General features: G+C 47.8%; 20 protein-coding genes and 1 other annotated feature. All 20 genes read left to right on the forward strand.

From position 1 onward, the window contains the following. Nucleotides 1-3: 3 nt before the first annotated feature. Nucleotides 4-1,368: a UDP-N-acetylmuramate--L-alanine ligase gene (gene murC, locus KJS65_RS25755; protein ID WP_213652725.1), complete on the forward strand. Its 1,365-nt coding sequence runs from the start codon at nucleotides 4-6 to the stop codon at nucleotides 1,366-1,368. 237 nt (nucleotides 1,369-1,605) lie between these two features. Further along, on the forward strand, nucleotides 1,606-2,859 hold the full coding sequence (locus tag KJS65_RS25760) for an SPOR domain-containing protein (protein ID WP_213652661.1): 1,254 nt from the start codon (nucleotides 1,606-1,608) through the stop codon (nucleotides 2,857-2,859). Nucleotides 2,860-3,027: 168 nt separating this feature from the next. Then, nucleotides 3,028-3,270, forward strand: coding sequence for a DUF4321 domain-containing protein (locus tag KJS65_RS25765; protein ID WP_213652662.1), 243 nt, complete (start codon nucleotides 3,028-3,030; stop codon nucleotides 3,268-3,270). 26 nt (nucleotides 3,271-3,296) lie between these two features. Beyond that, nucleotides 3,297-3,899: a Maf family protein gene (locus KJS65_RS25770; protein ID WP_213652663.1), complete on the forward strand. Its 603-nt coding sequence runs from the start codon at nucleotides 3,297-3,299 to the stop codon at nucleotides 3,897-3,899. A gap of 39 nt (nucleotides 3,900-3,938) precedes the next feature. Beyond that, nucleotides 3,939-4,628 carry a RadC family protein gene (gene radC / locus KJS65_RS25775; protein ID WP_213652664.1) on the forward strand — a complete coding sequence of 230 codons (690 nt, stop codon included), beginning with the start codon at nucleotides 3,939-3,941 and terminating at the stop codon, nucleotides 4,626-4,628. 39 nt (nucleotides 4,629-4,667) lie between these two features. Next, nucleotides 4,668-5,702 carry a rod shape-determining protein gene (locus KJS65_RS25780; protein WP_136608267.1) on the forward strand — a complete coding sequence of 345 codons (1,035 nt, stop codon included), beginning with the start codon at nucleotides 4,668-4,670 and terminating at the stop codon, nucleotides 5,700-5,702. Nucleotides 5,703-5,760: 58 nt separating this feature from the next. Continuing rightward, nucleotides 5,761-6,633, forward strand: a complete 873-nt coding sequence (mreC, locus tag KJS65_RS25785) for a rod shape-determining protein MreC (RefSeq protein WP_213652665.1) — start codon at nucleotides 5,761-5,763, stop codon at nucleotides 6,631-6,633. Continuing rightward, nucleotides 6,633-7,163: a rod shape-determining protein MreD gene (mreD, locus tag KJS65_RS25790; protein ID WP_213652666.1), complete on the forward strand. Its 531-nt coding sequence runs from the start codon at nucleotides 6,633-6,635 to the stop codon at nucleotides 7,161-7,163. Before mreC ends, mreD begins: the two co-directional genes overlap by 1 nt. Nucleotides 7,164-7,240: 77 nt before the next feature. Further along, nucleotides 7,241-7,897 (forward strand): septum site-determining protein MinC, encoded by a 657-nt coding sequence (minC, locus tag KJS65_RS25795; RefSeq protein ID WP_213652667.1) that lies wholly within the window; start codon nucleotides 7,241-7,243, stop codon nucleotides 7,895-7,897. A 3-nt stretch (nucleotides 7,898-7,900) separates the two neighbouring features. Beyond that, the gene (gene minD, locus KJS65_RS25800; RefSeq protein ID WP_136608263.1) at nucleotides 7,901-8,695 is read left to right on the forward strand and encodes a septum site-determining protein MinD; all 795 of its coding nucleotides are present in this window, start codon (nucleotides 7,901-7,903) and stop codon (nucleotides 8,693-8,695) included. A gap of 182 nt (nucleotides 8,696-8,877) precedes the next feature. Next, nucleotides 8,878-9,393 (forward strand): DUF2179 domain-containing protein, encoded by a 516-nt coding sequence (locus KJS65_RS25805; protein ID WP_136608262.1) that lies wholly within the window; start codon nucleotides 8,878-8,880, stop codon nucleotides 9,391-9,393. Nucleotides 9,394-10,007: 614 nt separating this feature from the next. After that, nucleotides 10,008-11,171: an ABC transporter ATP-binding protein gene (locus KJS65_RS25810; protein ID WP_213652668.1), complete on the forward strand. Its 1,164-nt coding sequence runs from the start codon at nucleotides 10,008-10,010 to the stop codon at nucleotides 11,169-11,171. A gap of 1 nt (nucleotide 11,172) precedes the next feature. Next, on the forward strand, nucleotides 11,173-11,832 hold the full coding sequence (locus KJS65_RS25815) for an ABC transporter permease (RefSeq protein ID WP_213652669.1): 660 nt from the start codon (nucleotides 11,173-11,175) through the stop codon (nucleotides 11,830-11,832). A 47-nt stretch (nucleotides 11,833-11,879) separates the two neighbouring features. Next, the gene (locus KJS65_RS25820) at nucleotides 11,880-12,782 is read left to right on the forward strand and encodes an osmoprotectant ABC transporter substrate-binding protein (protein WP_213652670.1); all 903 of its coding nucleotides are present in this window, start codon (nucleotides 11,880-11,882) and stop codon (nucleotides 12,780-12,782) included. Nucleotides 12,783-12,795: 13 nt separating this feature from the next. Further along, a complete protein-coding gene (locus KJS65_RS25825; RefSeq protein WP_213652671.1) occupies nucleotides 12,796-13,494 on the forward strand; it encodes an ABC transporter permease in 699 nt (232 codons plus the stop codon). Nucleotides 13,495-13,652: 158 nt separating this feature from the next. Then, nucleotides 13,653-14,492: a M23 family metallopeptidase gene (locus KJS65_RS25830; RefSeq protein ID WP_213652672.1), complete on the forward strand. Its 840-nt coding sequence runs from the start codon at nucleotides 13,653-13,655 to the stop codon at nucleotides 14,490-14,492. Then, on the forward strand, nucleotides 14,485-15,339 hold the full coding sequence (locus KJS65_RS25835) for a M50 family metallopeptidase (RefSeq protein ID WP_213652673.1): 855 nt from the start codon (nucleotides 14,485-14,487) through the stop codon (nucleotides 15,337-15,339). Before KJS65_RS25830 ends, KJS65_RS25835 begins: the two co-directional genes overlap by 8 nt. Before the next feature lie 104 nt (nucleotides 15,340-15,443). Continuing rightward, on the forward strand, nucleotides 15,444-16,688 hold the full coding sequence (locus tag KJS65_RS25840) for an Rne/Rng family ribonuclease (RefSeq protein WP_213652674.1): 1,245 nt from the start codon (nucleotides 15,444-15,446) through the stop codon (nucleotides 16,686-16,688). Between the two features lie 57 nt (nucleotides 16,689-16,745). Next, nucleotides 16,746-16,826, forward strand: a sequence feature (ribosomal protein L21 leader region). 13 nt (nucleotides 16,827-16,839) lie between these two features. Next, a complete protein-coding gene (gene rplU / locus KJS65_RS25845; protein ID WP_136608255.1) occupies nucleotides 16,840-17,151 on the forward strand; it encodes a 50S ribosomal protein L21 in 312 nt (103 codons plus the stop codon). A gap of 14 nt (nucleotides 17,152-17,165) precedes the next feature. After that, entirely contained in the window at nucleotides 17,166-17,510 is a 345-nt protein-coding gene (locus tag KJS65_RS25850; RefSeq protein WP_213652675.1) for a ribosomal-processing cysteine protease Prp, read from the forward strand. The last annotated feature ends 2 nt before the right edge of the window (nucleotides 17,511-17,512 follow it).

Here is a 17,512-nt window from a genome sequence, read left to right on the forward strand (position 1 = left end):
AATCTGTTGAATTCTGAACATGTTCATTTTATCGGTATTGGTGGCTACGGGATGAGCGCCATTGCTAGGGTTATGCTGGAAATGGGATACAAGGTCACGGGTTCGGATGTGGCTTCCCAGGAATTAACGGAAAAATTGGCTGCCAAAGGCGCCAAAATTTATATCGGACATACGGCAGAGCAGGTACACGGAGCAGATTTGGTTGTGTATTCGACGGCTTTGTCCCAAGACAATGTGGAGAGAGTGGAAGCGGAACAGCTTAACATTCCGATTCTGCATCGATCACAGATGCTTGCAAGACTGCTGAACGAGCGCAAGGGCGTAGCGGTTGCTGGCGCTCACGGCAAGACAACTACATCCTCCATGATCGCTTTGGTGATGGAAGAATGTGGCGTTGACCCGACCTATATTATCGGTGGGGAAATTATGAATGTGGGAACGAACGCGAAGGCCGGAAAAGGAGACTTCGTCGTTGCCGAAGCGGATGAAAGCGATGGCTCGTTCCTGCAGTATCATCCATGGCTGGGTATTGTGACCAATATCGAAGCCGATCATCTGGAGAACTATGACGGGGACTTTGAGAAGCTGAAGAAAGCTTATGTTCAGTTTTTGAATCAAATCCGTGAAGACGGAACGGCTGTGGTTTGCGGGGATGATGTCAACATTCAGGCCATTATTCCAGGCATTCGCTGTCAGGTAGCCACTTACGGCATTGATACGGACGCGGAATATACAGCAACCGATATGGTGCTGGGCGACCGGCATGTATCCTTTACCATGAATCATAAAGGCCAATCTCTTGGAAAAGTGGAATTGTCGGTACCGGGACGCCATAACGTTTACAATGCGATGGCAACAGTCATTTCCTGCTTAAAAGCAGGTATCCCGTTTGAGCAAATCGTGGAGGGAATCTCCAAGTTTCATGGTGCCAAGCGCCGCTTCCAGGTGCTGGGCGAGAAAAACGATATTCTCATCATCGATGATTATGCCCATCATCCAACGGAGATCGAAGCGACGATCAGTGCTGCTAAGGCGACCGGTAAAAAGATCATTGCCGTGTTCCAGCCGCAGCGTTACTCGCGCACTTTTTTCCTGCTGGATGCCTTTAGTAGAGCGTTTAGTGAGGCAGACGAAGTGATTATCACCGATATTTATTCGCCTGCAGGAGAAAAGCAGATTGAAGGCGTGCATTCTTCCAAGCTGGTTGAATTAATCGTACAGAACAGTAATGCCGGAGCCAGATATCTGCCGACGAAGGAAGATGTGCTGTCTGATTTGAAGCAGAGAATTCAGCCGGGGACGCTTGTGATTACAATGGGCGCCGGTGATATATGGAAAGTTGGTTACGAGCTGGCGAAGGAGCTATAGGCCTTTTTAGGACTGCTGCTTACATAGCTGAGAGACTGCCTCATCCGCTGATCACCGCGGATCGGGGCAGTCTCTTTTTTGTATTCTAAAAGGCTAAAAAGAGCAGTAACCAATAGCCCTTGCCCGCACTGCTAGAGAGTTATATCAAGGTTGACTTTCTTGTTTTTGACTTTTTTATGCAGCATAACTTCGGACAATCTGTCATATATACTTTGTAATGAGACAAGGGTGAGGTGTATGACATTGAACAAAGCGAGAATGACTTTCCGCTTCAATGAGGAAAGCTCCCATAAGCTTAAAGTTGTGCAGGAGGAACGGAAAACCGCCCAGCATACATCTGAAGAGAAGATGTCCATGCAGGATATACAGGGGCTGGAGCATCCTGATAGCAGTCATGCCCTGCAGCGTGAACATACAGAGGAACCAGTTCAAAAAAATCGGAAATCATTGACTGTGATCCCGGGCCCTATGCAGGGCTGGACAGATCCTTTTCACAAAAATGATCCCTGGAGCGAGATGCTGTCGGGCGAACAGCCGTATCAGGTAGAAGAGGGTTTTAACCGAAATGATGGGTATGATCTTGATCCATATGACAACGGAGTAATGGATCATAAGGATGAATGGGGGGACCTTGCAGACTCAGTATATCCGGAGCTGGGCGATGCATCGTATCGTCCGAGACGACCAGCCTCTCTGTGGAAGGTAATCGGTACCGTCACGGGCGCGATTGTGACTGGAGCCTTGTTCGGATTTGTGGTGCTGTCCTTCTTCAAGGACGGTTCCGAGGGCTCTATAATCCCCGTGAAGCCAAGTACGGAAAGTGTGTCACTGGCGCAGACAGAAACGGGTAAAGCTGCTCCCGTGGCTGTAAAGGTGCAGGGTCAATCGTATTATATGCTGCAATACGGAGTGTTCAGCAGTAAGGAACGAGTGGAGCAGGCTCAAAAAGAGCTTCAGCAATATGGTATTGCTGCGGGTACGGATTCAGATCAGGAAAACCGCGTGTATGCAGGCATGTCGACGGACCGTGAGCAGGCCAAGCTCCTCAGTAATCAGTTGAAGGCTCAAGGTCTGGAGCTGTATGTCAAAGAAATCACGCTGCCTGCGGCCAGTACGATGGAATTCAGCGGGGAAGCAGATATTGTTAACCAATATTTTGCCGTGAGCTCTGAGCTTGTGTCGAATCTTAGCCAGCTATCGGCGGCATTGCTTGGTCAAGAAAGCCCGGCAGCCCTGAATGCCGAGAACACCGCTGCTCTTACTGACCTGCACAGCCGCTGGATGGAGGCGATGAAATCGCTCCAAACCGGACTTGGAACAGGCGAGGAAGAACTCGGCAAACAAATGGAGCAGACAATGAACAGCGCGGTATCCGCAATAACGGAATACAATCGGAACCGGTCTAAAGGACATTTATGGGAAGTGCAGTCCAGCATGATGCAGTATATCTCGGAGCAGAAAGAACTGATCTCAAAACTGGAAAAAGCATAGTCCTATAAAATGAACTGCAGGTAAGCATGTACCGTAGCTCAATTCATATAACAAAGCGGGTCCGGTATGGAACTGGAAATAGTTCCCCATACCGGATTTGTGTTTGTATTGATGTCCAAATAACCGTATAATAAATTGGGTGTCAAAATATGGCGAGGGAAGAGAAGGATGAAAAAGAACGTAGGAATACTGCTCTTGTTTTTGCTGCTTGGCTGGCTGGCGGGTGCTTGGATCGCAAAGGCCCTGGAACCTGTACAAGCCCTTTCTTTTCTGACTGCATCAACACTGATTAAGTGGTCACCGCAAGCTAATTTAGACATTATCAGCTACGACATCACCATTCAAATGAAATTGAGCCTGCTAAGTTTGATCGGCATCATTGTCTCCGTGTGGCTGTATCGCAGGCTGTAACTACAGAGTCAAAGGAGATCCTTTCATTGAAATCAAACCATTCACGCCGTATCGTACTGGCATCGACCTCACCCAGAAGGCAGGAGCTGATTGCTTCTCTACATATACCGTACGAGATCCATCCCAGCCATGCGGATGAACATACTCCAGACGACTGGACTCCCCAGCAGATTGTTGAAGGTTTGGCGCTGCGTAAAGCGCAAGCTGTATACTCTCTTATTGCGGATCCGGAGGAAAATGCCGTTATTATTGGCAGTGACACAATCGTTGTTCTGGGGAATCAGGTTCTTGGAAAGCCCGTGGATGATAGAGACGCCTTTCGGATGCTGAAGTCTCTGCAGGGTAACACCCATCATGTATACACGGGAATTGCATGTATTGATGCGGCCAATGGTCAAACGCTTGTGCGTCATCGATCAACCAAGGTAACCATGAAGGAGCTTTCGGATTCGAAAATAGATGCTTACGTAAAAAGCGGCGAGCCCGGCGACAAAGCTGGCGCATATGGTATTCAAGGACTTGGCGCCACTTTGGTGGAACGGATTGAGGGCTGTTATTTTACCGTCGTTGGATTGCCTGTTTCGTTACTTTCCGACATGTTGTCGGAATTTGGGATAGACATCCTCTGAGCGTGGATGAGATTTGAGTGAAGGGAAAGTAGGGGAACTATGGAGCCGCAAACGTATATGCTGCGCGACATCCCCCATCAGGAAAGACCCAGAGAACGCATGCTGCAGTATGGGGCGGGCGCCTTGAGCCACGCTGAATTGTTGGCTATTTTACTTCGGACGGGTACACAGCGGGAGTCCGCCGTGCATCTTGCCCAGCGCATATTGAAGCAGGTCGGCAGTATGCGCCAGCTTGTGGATATGAGCATTGAGGAATTAATGGCCATTAAAGGCATCGGCAGTGCCAAAGCCGTTCAACTCAAAGCTGGCATCGAGCTTGGGCAGCGGCTTGTCCGTACCCGAATGGACGAGCCGGTAATTATCCGCAGTCCGCGAGATGCGGCCGAAGTACTTATGGAACAGCTGCGTTATTTGCAAAAAGAACATTTTGTTTGTTTATTTCTAAATACGAAAAATCACATTATTGCTCAAGAGACGCTTTCGATCGGCAGTCTGAACGCCTCCATCGTACATCCGCGCGAGGTGTTTCGTGCAGCCATCAAGTGCAGCAGCGCATCGTTTGTCTGCGCACATAACCATCCGAGTGGAGATCCCACGCCAAGTCCAGAAGATATTTCCCTTACTTCTCGTTTGAAGGAAGCAGGAGAAATTGTGGGTATAGAGGTGCTGGATCATCTGATTATCGGTGACGGGGAATTCGTCAGTTTGAAGGAGCAAGGCTTGATGTAATATAATAGTTGAGATTGACGAAGAAAGGGAGATTACAGCATGTTAGGAAGTTTCACGAAAGACTTGGGAATTGATTTGGGGACAGCAAACACGCTTGTCTATGTCCGTGGAAAAGGAATTGTTGTTAGAGAACCTTCTGTTGTTGCGATCCGTACGGATACGAAAACCATTGAGGCTGTAGGTGAGTCCGCCAAGAAAATGATCGGACGTACGCCGGGCAACATCCGTGCCATCCGTCCGATGAAGGACGGCGTTATTGCTGACTTCGACACGACGGCAACAATGATTAAATATTTTATCCGTCAGGCACAGAAGCAGCGTTCGATGTTTCAACGCCACCCGAATGTAATGGTATGTGTACCTTCGGGTATTACGGCCGTTGAACAGCGCGCAGTTGAAGATGCAACCAAACAGGCTGGTGCACGTGAAGCCTATACCATCGAAGAACCATTCGCAGCAGCCATCGGTGCTGATTTGCCGGTATGGGAACCGACAGGCAGTATGGTGGTAGATATCGGTGGCGGTACAACAGAAGTTGCCGTTATTTCTCTTGGAGGAATTGTAACTAGCCGCTCCGTGCGGGTAGCCGGTGATGAAATGGATGAATCGATCATTCAATACATCAAACGCCAGTATAACCTGATGATTGGTGAAAGAACCTCGGAATCGCTTAAAATGGAGATTGGCTCCGCACTTCCTTTGGAACAGGTGGAGACCAGCGAAATTCGCGGTCGTGACCTGGTGACAGGATTGCCAAAGACCATTACGATCACATCTGATGAAATCAGTGAAGCCCTTTCTGACACCGTGAATGCCATTGTAGAAGCTGTAAAGGTTACGTTGGAGAAATGCCCACCGGAACTGGCAGCAGATATTATGGACCGTGGTATCGTACTTACAGGCGGCGGAGCTCTGCTGCGCAATCTGGACAAGCTGCTTGCCGAAGAAACAGGCATGCCTGTCATTGTGGCTGAGAATCCACTGGACTGCGTTGCAATCGGTACAGGCAAGGCGCTTGAGAACATTCATCTGTTTAAATCCCGCAGCAGCTCTGCCGTACGCTCCAAACGCTAAGGCTGATATGATGTGGGTCAACCCCTGATAATGGGAGAGAAATCAGTAGAGTTAGAGGGTGTTGAAACTGTTTAAGCTGCTTGGCAACAAACGCTTATTTGTGATTTTGATAGCCCTTGTCATGTTTATCGCGCTGATGGGTTTCACGCTCGGTCCCAGGGCAACACTATCCTGGCCCGAGAAGTTTCTCAGAGACACTGTCGGCTTTGCCCAGAATATATTTTATAAGCCCGCTGGCTATGTAGCGGGCTTGTTTAAAGATATCGGCAATATGCGCGATACGTACAAGGAAAATGAGAAGCTGAAAATTGCGTTGGCTCAGTATACACGTGAAAAGGCCAATTATAATTTCATGGAAGAAGAAAATAAGTCGCTCAAGGAGTCGCTTCACTTCACGAAAGCCCAAATGGAGAAGTTCGATTACAGCTATCATATTGCGCAGGTCATCAGTGTGAACTCGGACACCGTGAACCGTTCCCTGGTGATCGACCTTGGTGAACGTGATGGTGTTAAGGTCGGCCAGTCGGTGATTTCTATTAAAGGACTTGTGGGTGTGATCAGTCATGTCAGCAATTTTACATCTACTGTAAAGCTGATTACGACGATGGATGCGAAGGACCCGAACTCCAACGGAATTGCAGCGACATCGATGAATAATCATCAGACTTTTGGTATTATTGAGAGCTATGACGATGCAACTCAAATGCTCTTGATGACTCAAATCAAGCAAACAGACCCGATTAAAAAGGACGACATGATCGTGTCATTGGGAGATACAGATAAGTATCCACGCGGCTTGATTATCGGCAAGGTGAAAAGTGTTCAGGAGAGCAAATTCGGTAAAACGAAGACAGCAACGATTGAGCCTGAGGCGGAATTCCAGGACTGGAAGCAGCTGTTCGTCGTCTTTACTCCGGAGGTTCAGCAGTAATGATGGTGCGCAAGCAAGTTTTAGTCCTGCTGCTGTTTCTTCTGTTTATTATTGAAGGGACAATCATTCCGTGGCTGCTGCCCGTCTCCTGGCAAAATGTCATCATGCCGAATCTGGTTTTTATCGTTTTGTTATTTGTATCCGTATATCATCATCGACACACAGCACTCGTTCTCGGCATTATATTCGGTATGCTCCATGATGTGGTTTTTTATGGAGAAATGATCGGCACTTATTCCCTCGTTATGGGATTTTCAACTTACATTATGGGATTTATTTTTCGGGTTCCACGGGCTCCGATGCCGCTTATGATGACTGTGGTGATTTTGGGCAGTCTGCTATTTGATAGCATGCTGTTTGCCATTTACCGGGTGTTCTCGTTAACGCAGGTCTCCTATGACTGGAATCTCCTGCATCATATTCTACCCGATCTCGTTGTCCATTTTGTGTTCGGGCTTATAATCTATGTTCCTCTCCGGAAGCAGCTTGAAAAGATTGCAAGACGGGAGAAAAAAGAGAAGGCGGCGTAATCCTCACCGCCATTTTTCTTTTCCAGCAGGAACTTCGCCATCCGAAGACGAAATGTAATGAGATAGGGGGGACAGGCATGGCAGTGAAATCGAATCATGTCACGATCAAGGGCATCAAAGATGGCCTGGTATTCCTGCTTGACGATGAATGTGAATATGATGAACTGTTGAGTGAGCTCCGGTACAAATTGGAGCACAGCCATCAAAATATTTTGACCGGCCCCATTATTCATGTGGATGTAAAGATGGGTTCAAGGCGCATTACGGAAGATCAGAAGCAAAACATGCTCGATATTTTAAAACAAAAGGGAAATTTGCTCATCCGCTCTGTCGAATTCCCTGAATCGGAGCCGGAGCAGGCTCCCGTCTATGCGATTATGAGCGGTATGGTGCGCTCTGGACAAGTGCTGCGCCATAATGGAGATTTGCTTTTTTTGGGAGACGTGAACCCGGGAGGCAGCATTCTATGCACGGGTGACATTTATATACTGGGTGCTCTGCGGGGGATGGCGCATGCAGGGCTGGAAGGCAATGAAGAAGCTATTATCGCTGCATCCCATTTTGCCCCGACACAGCTTCGGATTGCAGAACAAATCAGCCGTCCACCCGATGAATGGGAAACGCGTGAAACCAATATGGAATTCGCATTTTTGCAGAATGGAGCCATGCAAATCGACAAGATCAGCAACATTGTAAGGATACGGCGTGATTTTAACGTGTTTAAAGGGGTGTAGCACATGGGAGAGGCTATTGTCGTTACTTCCGGTAAAGGCGGTGTTGGGAAAACCACCACATCGGCGAATATCGGGACTGCGCTTGCGCTGCTTGGCAAGAAGGTCTGTCTGGTGGATACGGACATTGGCCTGCGCAATTTGGATGTGGTCATGGGTCTGGAAAATCGGATCATCTACGATTTATGTGATGTTGCGGAAGGACGCTGCCGTTTGAATCAGGCGCTTGTAAAAGATAAACGTTTCGATGAGCTGTATATGCTGCCGGCCGCCCAGACGAAGGATAAAAACGCCGTGTCGCCAGAGCAGGTCAGAGATATTATACTTGAACTGAAAAAAGAGTATGAGTATGTAATTATCGACTGCCCGGCGGGGATCGAGCAAGGATTCAAGAATGCCATCGCCGGCGCGGACAAGGCTATTGTCGTGACAACGCCTGAAAATGCCGCTGTTCGTGATGCCGACCGGATTATCGGTCTGCTGGAAAGCTCCTCTGTGGAATCTCCGAAGCTGGTCGTTAATCGTATCCGTCCGAATATGGTGAAAACGGGGGATATGCTGGATATTGAAGATGTACTCCAGGTTCTGAATATTGATCTGATCGGTATCGTACCTGATGATGAGTATGTTATCAAAGCCGCAAACAGCGGAGAGCCAACGGTGATGAATCCCGACTCGCGGGCAGCCATCGCTTACCGCAATATTGCCCGTCGTATTCTGGGAGATACGGTGCCTCTGATGCATCTGGATCAGAAAAAGGGCATGTTCTCGAAATTTAAAAAGCTATTTGGCATGGGTTGACCTAAATGCCTGAAGCCGCTGCTATCTAGCAGCGGCTTTTTTAAATTGTAGAATTATTAGTTTTCAGTGGGCCTGTATAATAGGGCTTCAAATCAGGTTAAGTTACATCATACAGAAATTTTTTGTCCGGCACAGCCGTAAACGCCGTTACTCATCTCAGACTGACAAAGGAGTGATCCGGAATGCTTGGAATACTTGCATCCATTTTTATTATTCAAATTGTATATGTCTCTTTTTTTACATTGCGTATGATCTTGACGCTGAAAGGCCAGAAGTATTTGGCCGCGGTTCTCAGCATGTTCGAAATTACTATTTATGTGCTTGGCCTCAGCATCGTCCTTAAATATGTGAATCAACCGATCAGCCTTGTGGTTTATGCCGTCGGTTATGGGCTTGGAGTTTTGGTTGGTTCTTGGATTGAGGGACGGATTGCGCTTGGATATATCACTATGAAGGTTATTCTTAATGATCCGGAGAGCGGTATGGCCAATGTTCTGCGCGATAACGGATACGGAGTTACCTCATGGATTGGGAGTGGCCGAGACGGTCATCGGCTGGTGTTCGAGGTTTTGGCGAAGCGTAAAAATCAGAAAAAGCTGTACAACATGATTCTCGAGCTGGATCCAAAGGCCTTTATCGTTGTCACAGAGCCGGTCCAGCTTCATGGAGGATTTTGGACCCGCGGCACTAAAAAATAATATTTATGTTTCATCCCTAGGCAAAATGGGTAAATGTATAAAACATATTATTGCAGGTATACAGTCCTAGTCTTAAAGGGGTTGTTGCCTGCATACGCATTTTGCATATTATCCATTTGGGCTAGGAGAAGCAGCTGAATGCTTCATAAAGGGCAGCAGCATGATTTCTCGTAGATATACAAGAACGGGGTGTTTGCGCATGAGAGCGCATACTTACTTGTATATGAACATGGGCTTGCAGGCTTGGAATGTTTCGGATGGATGGCATGGATATTATAGGGTGATTGCACAGTTTGGAAAGCTACATGCATATTAAGGTGGAATTTAAGGTATGTAAGTTAATGCCGTAACGGAGATTTTTGACTTGAATTTGTTAATACCCTCAGGCCTTCCTCTTTGATCGTTTTTCCAACCCTTATCAATGCGCTTAATCCCATTCCATTAATCTTTGAGAGCCATCTTACTTAGTTTTATTTCCGTTCCTACATAACAAGGCTGTCGCCTTCCCTTGACTCTGGCATCACATATTTCTTTCAGCAGTTTTTTGGTTCCCCGATGGATGATTTGCCAAATGCTCCGCATAATATGGATACTGCTTGCAAAGGGGCGATTGAATGATAGTACTGGAGCATGTGAACAAGGTTTATGATAATGGCTTTCACGCATTGAAAGACATTAATCTCGAATTCAAAGAGGGGGAAATTACTGTCCTTATTGGGCCAAGCGGCTGCGGCAAATCGACAACGATGAAGCTGATTAACGCGCTCAATACGTCCTCATCAGGCAAGGTGCTGATCGATGGTAAGGATATCTCAGGATTGAATCCGGTTGAACTGCGGCGCAATATCGGCTATGTCATTCAAAGTGTCGGCTTGTTTCCGCATATGAATATCTCCAAGAACGTGGGTGTTGTTCCGCGTCTGAAAAAGTGGGATAAAGACAAAATCGATCAAAAGGTCAATGAACTGCTGGATATGGTTGGTCTGGATCATACGATATACAGCAACCGTTATCCATCGGAGCTTAGCGGTGGACAGCAGCAGCGTGTGGGCGTTGCGCGCGCACTTGCGGCTGATCCTGACATCATACTGATGGACGAGCCGTTCTCCGCATTGGACCCCATCAGCCGCGAGCAGCTGCAGGATGAGCTGATCCGGCTTCAGCAGGACCTTCATAAAACAATTATCTTTGTTACGCATGATATGGATGAAGCCATCAAGATTGCGGATACTATCATTTTGATGAAAGATGGCGAAGTGGTACAAACCGGTAAACCGGACACCATTTTGCGTCATCCGGCCAATGATTTTGTCCGTAACTTTATCGGTTCCAAGCGTCTGGAGAACGAGAATGAAAGTATCTATGAAATCCCGCTTGTGGATGAAGTGATGATTACCAACCCGGTAACTGCCTTCCCGGGCAGGGGACTTGCGGAAGCCATCAAGATGATGGAGATGAAGCGGGTTGATTCGCTGCTGATTGTGGATCGCAACAAACAGTTGCAGGGCGCGGTTTCTATCTATCGAGTACTTGACCAGTACGGTGAGGAAGGCAAAACCGTGGCGGATGTTATGCATCCGGTTCGTTATTCCGTTGCTTCCGGAAGTACGCTTCCGCAGGCAATCGAAATTATGGACAGCCATCAGCTGAGCAATCTCCCTGTAATAGACAGTAATAACCGATTCCTCGGGTTAATTACAAGAGGCAGTGTAGTTAAACATTTGGCCGAAGTATATCCTACCATGGTCCCTCCGCTGCTGAACGGAGAGGATGAGTGATATGAATGCATTCTGGAGCTTTATCACGGAACGTTATCCGGATATTCTGAAGGCTCTGCAGGAACATCTCGTTTTGTCGTTCTCTGCAGTGATCCTGGGTACGATTATTGCCGTGCCGGTCGGTATTCTGCTGGTATACAGCCGGGTGGGCTGGATAAACAGTGTTGTATTTTTTATAGCCAATTTGTTTCAAACGATTCCAAGCCTGGCGCTTCTGGCCATTCTGATTCCGCTGCTCGGTATCGGCATGAAGCCTGCCATTCTGGCGCTGCTGCTATATTCCCTGATGCCAATCCTGCGGAACACCTATGATGGTTTTCACTCCGTCGATGAAGGTGTGCTGAATTCCGCCAGAGGGATGGGGTACAGTACGGCACAGACGATTTTGAGAATTCAGCTTCCTTTATCGCTGCCCTACATTATGTCGGGGATCCGAATTACCACCGTTTATATCATCAGCTGGGCAACACTCGCCTCCCTGATTGGCGCTGGAGGTCTGGGCCAGCTCATCGTATCGGGGCTTGGTGTTAACAAGCCGGAGATGATATTTATCGGCGGCATTGGCGCCATCCTGCTTGCTCTTGTCGCTGACGGCTTGCTTGGACTCCTAGAGGGCTGGCTTAGCAGACGCTATCATCAGACACGGGATGCTGCCATATGAGTAGGATCTTTTGGAACCGGCGACCCAGACTGAACAAGGGAGGCGTGATGAAACTGAATAAGCTCAAATGGATACCGATGCTGGTCTGTGCAATTATTCTTACCGGTTTAACTTCCGCCTGTGGTATAAAAAGCGAAGTCACAATCGGTACACAAACCTATACCGAAACTAAGATTCTAGCCGAGATGTACAAGGCTCTTATTGAAGACCGTACCAATCTGAACGTGGACATCATTCCGGATCTGGCATCGAGCTCCCTGGTCATCAATGCGATGAAAAGAGACGATGTACAGATGGCGACTTTATATACAGGTGAAATTTTCAATAACCATTTTCCGATCAGCGGTACCAAAGACCGTAAAGAGGTTCTGAAGGAAGCCCAGGAGGGCTTTCAGAAGCATTATCAGTTCACTTGGATGGAGCCTCTTGGATTTGAAAATACTTATGCATTCACAATAAGAAAAGAGCTTGCAGAATCCAAAGGCTATACCAAGATATCTGATGTCAAAAAGGATATGGCCAATATGAAGCTTGGTGTGGATACAACGTGGCTGGAGAGAAGTACGGATGGATATCCTGCATTTTCCAAGGCATACGGAATCAAGTTTGGCCAGATTTTCCCTATGGAAATCAGTCTGGTGTACAGCGCCGTTGCCAACAAGCAGGTCGACATTGTGCTGGCCTATTCAACAGACTCCAGGCTGAAAGCTTATAATTTGCAGACACTGCAGGATGACAAGCAATTCTTCCCTCCGTATGATGCCAGCCCGGTGCTGCGTTCGGATCTTCTGAAAAAGCATCCCGAAATTAAGGATGCCATAGCGCCTTTAATCGGTCATCTGGATGCGGATACGATGATATCTCTCAATTATCAGGTGGATATTGAGAAGAAAAGCGAGCGTGAGGTTGCCAATGCGTACTTAAAGCAAAAGGGCCTCTTGAAAGGCTAAAGGAGGGTAAGCAATGGAAAGTAAACATTTAACGTTTTCGGACTTTATGTCTTATGTTTCCCGTAACAGCGGCATGCTGTGGGAATATTTCATCCAGCATCTTACGATGGTGGTTATCGGGCTCGGCCTCGCGGTTATCGTTGGGGTGCCGCTGGGTATCCTTTGCTCCAAAAACAAATGGGCTGCCAAGGTCATTTTGTTCATCACGAACATTCTTCAGGTAGTACCAAGCCTGGCCATGCTGGTTGTGCTCATGCTGTGGCTGGGACTTGGAACGAAGACAGTCATGGTGGGACTTTTCCTGTATTCATTGAATCCCATTGCGCGGAACACCTACGTCGGTTTGAAGCAGGTTGATCCAAGTTATCTCGAATCCGGTAAAGGAATCGGTATGAGCGCTTTTCAGCTGCTCATCAAAGTTCGGTTTCCGTTGTCCTTGACTTATATCATGTCGGGATTGCGCATTGCGGCTGTCATCGCAATTGGGGTCGTAACAATCGCACCTCTTGTCGGCGGAGGCGGGCTTGGCCGGGAAATATACGCTGGATTGAACAGCAACAACTCGCTTCGGATCTTCGCGGGTGCGATACCGGCAGCTTTGCTCGCTATCGTGGCGGATATCGTTCTCGGGATATTGCAGCGCAAAATGGATTTGACCAAACGAAAGTCCGGCGCTGCTCCAGCTCCAACCAAAGTGCAAAAAATTCTTTAGTGGCATATTCGGTTCAAAGTCCCTCTTCATGATGAAGTGGGACTTTTTTTTGTCTATCCCCTTACTGCTTATCCATACGACAAGCTCAGGCTTGTTCTAAAACAGAGACATCCCCTCATAAAATAGATTAAAAACAAGCCTCGAAAGGGGATCACTCAATGGATACGAAATCCTCCATCAAACAGCGCAGGGAAGAGAGAATCAGGGATCTTTTGCTAAGTGAGGATCCAGTCGTCAAGCCGATGCCGCAGCCCATTTCGGACACGCCCAAACTCTGGAATAAAGGCAGATTGCCTGAATCACTGATGCCGGAGCCAGATCCGGAGAAATTGTGGAAAAAAGAGAATTCAAAAGGACACGGCCCCTTTCGTCATAAAACACGTTTCGTTTCAGGATTCATGTGGCGGTTATTTTTCAGCGCGATTATATTTGCTCTCATCTGGGGGCTGTTTAAATTTCCTCAGCCTTGGAGTATCAAGGCGCAGGATTATGTGATGCAGTCGCTGAACCGTGAAATGGATTTTCAGGCAGCCGAGGCATGGTACGAGTCCCATTTCGGCAAGGCACCGGCATTCATACCGATTTTCAGGCAAAATCAGATATCCCCGCTTAAAGTAAATGCCTCCAAATCACTGTATCCACCCATCGAGGGCGAGATCGTCCAGGCTTTCGCAGTGGACCTAAAAGGCGTTGAAATTGCACCCAGCAAGGTTTCAAATGTTCCACTTGAGGTGAAGAGTGTAGAAACAGGGCGTGTCATTGATGTTTCAGGTAATGCCGAGACGGGTATAACCGTTACCATTCAGCATACCGGAAAGCTTGTGGCTTCCTATGGTCATTTGGCAGACACCCGACTGCAAAAAAATGACTGGGTCGAAGGCGGTGATGCGGTGGGTCAGCTGAAGGCCGCAGCGGAGGGAGAGACGCCGACCTTATTTTTTTCCTTGAAAGAGGACGGTGATTACGTGGACCCGGCGGGCGTGATCCCTATTGATTAATATTCGGGGGATCAAGCTGTCACTGCATCCTTTTTTCGTTATCCTCATGTTGTTTTCCGTCATTACCGGTCATTTTTTAGAATTGATCGTTTTATTTTCTATTGTGTTTATCCATGAACTCGGGCATATGACAGCTGCTCTGCTTTTTGGCGTGCGTATCCGCTCGGTCCAGTTGCTACCGTTTGGCGGTGTAGTGGAAATGGAGGATCACGGGCAGCTGACTGCGTGGAAAGAGATCGGCATTGCGCTCGCCGGCCCGTTTCAAAATGTTCTGATGATCGGTGCGGCGCTGCTTCTGCGTGAGATAATTCCGGGGGACGGAGCCTTTTTGAACTATGTAATTTATGGTAACGCCATGATCGCGTTATTTAATCTTCTGCCGGTTCTCCCTTTGGATGGGGGCAAGGTTGTGCATGCTGCCGCCAGTCTGCTTTTCCCCTATCATCCAACCCTGCTCTGGTCTTCAAGAATCAGCGTTGTATGCAGTATGGGCGTGGTTTTCTTCTCGGTTTTGCCGCTTCTGCAGGGAGAAGGGCGGATACAGCTGAACCTGCTGCTTATCGGTATTTTTCTACTGTACTCCAACTGGATAGATTATCGGCATGTACCATACCGGTTTTCCAGATTTCTCATGAACAGGGAAAATAGATTCGGCGCTGGGGCTCGGGCAGGGGTGTTGGTACAGCCGATCATTGTGGATCAGGCGAAACATTTGGACAATATTTTGCGTCTATTTAAAAGAGAGAATTATCATGTCATTTATGTGATTAACAAGCAGGGCAGCCTTATTGCTATGCTTCCGGAGCAGCGCCTGATTTCGGCTTATTTCGCCGGGCTCCACATATAAATTAATAAATGAAATGAGATCAAAATTTGAATTTGAGCTATAAGCTAAAAAAGGGGATTTCATGGTAAAATGGAATGGAAATGTCTTCTAGCAGGGGTGGAGCCATGAAACAAATGATTGTTCATTATGAATCGAAGCAGACGCAGATGGCCCTCGTGGAGGAAGGCAAACTGGTAGAGTTTGCGATTGAACGCAGCCATAATCACAGTCTGGTAGGGAGCTTTTATAAAGGACGTGTCGTCAATGTGCTTCCGGGCATGCAGGCGGCTTTTGTGGATATCGGTCATAAAAAGAATGCTTTTTTGTATGTGGACGATGTGCTGCATCCCCATCTGGAGAAGCAGCCTAAAGAGAAACCGTCGATTGAGAATCTGCTCCGCGTCGGGCAGGAAGTGGTTGTACAGGTCATGAAGGAGCCGCTTGGTAGCAAGGGTCCGAGAGTCACCACCCATTACTCACTCCCGGGAAGATGGGTTGTGTATATGCCGAATGCCGATTATGTTGCGGTTTCCAAAAAGGTCAGCAAAGAGCATGAACGCAGCCGCCTGAAAATGCTGGGGGAAGAAATCCGGCATGAAGGGGAAGGCATCATCATGAGAACGGTCTCCGAGGAAGAGAATCCGGGCGCAATTGCTGGGGATCTCGATTTGCTTCGTGAGCAGTGGCGGATGATTCAAAAACGCGCAGACGCCAGCGTGGCTCCCTCACTTTTGCATCAGGACCTAAGTATTGTACAGCGGTTTATCCGGGATGTGTTTGATCCGCAGCAGGATGAATTGCAAATCGACAGCGCCAAAGGAGCCAGGGAAGCGGAAATGTTCCTGGAGGAAATTGCACACGGCAGTCATTTGCCTGTTACAGTGTATCAAGGACAAGAACATATTTTCAGAAGCTTTGGCATCCAGGAGCAGATGGAGCGGGATTTTTCGCGCAAGGTCATTCTGGAAAGCGGTGGCTCGATCGTCTGGGACCAAACGGAGGCTCTTACGGTCGTTGATGTGAATACAGGCAAATATATTGGCGGGGACAGCCTGGAGGATACGGTGACGCGCACCAATTTACTAGCTGCGGAAGAGATCGCCAGACTGATCAGACTCCGCGATGTAGGCGGCATTATTATTGTTGATTTTATTGATATGGAGCAGGACCAGCATCGTCAGGATGTGGTGGACAGGCTGGAGGCAGGTATGAGTAAAGACCGTACGAAAAGTCATGTAGTCGGGTGGACCAAGCTGGGTCTGTTGGAGCTGACACGCAAAAAGGTACGCGATGATACGGCTATGCTGTTCGCGAAGCCTTGTGATACATGTGAAGGTACGGGTAAAATAAACCTGTTAGGCATCCATTGACTCGGATAGCTGGGTTATGTTAATATCTATGAGTATGTGTCCGGTATTTATGCTTGTCACATGCTGTAACCGCTCCGGTCGGGTTGAAAAGTGCAGCTTTAGGGCGGCCACCTGGATCAGGCGAGTCTGAGACATGAGGAGGTGCAAGCAAATGTACGCAATTATCGAAACTGGCGGTAAACAATACAAAGTTCAAGAGGGCGACGTATTGTACATCGAAAAATTGAATGCGGGCGACGGCGAAAGCGTGACTTTCGATCGTGTATTGGCCGTATCTAATGACAACGGTTTGGTAGCAGGTACGCCACTGGTTTCCGGCGCAGCTGTAACCGCAAAAGTGGAGAGACATGGCAAAGGTGCAAAGGTTGTAGTATACAAATACAAACCTAAGAAAAACTACCACAAGAAACAAGGCCATCGTCAACCTTACACTAAAGTAACCATCGAAAAAATCCAGGCGTAAGAAGGTGCACTGATTTGATTAATGTGCGCATACTACGTCAAGAGGATGGCAGCATCCATGGCTTTGAGGTAAAGGGACATGCGAACTATGCGAAACATGGTGAAGATATTGTGTGCGCCGGCATATCGACGGTCACGGTCGGAACTGTGAATTCCTTGGAGGCATTAACCGGAACCGTAATGGACAGCAGAATGAATGATGGTTTTTTAAGCGCCTATCTTCCCGTTGACGGGAATGGAAATGCTGAAAGCCAAGCACAACTGCTGCTCGAGTCTATGGTAGTCATGCTGAATTCGATTGCAGAATCATACGGGAAGTATATTCAAATAAAAGAAGTTATTACTCAAAGAAGGAGGTAGAC

Origin of the sequence: Paenibacillus sp. J23TS9, assembly GCF_018403225.1 — a bacterium.
Lineage (GTDB): Bacteria > Bacillota > Bacilli > Paenibacillales > Paenibacillaceae > Paenibacillus_AQ.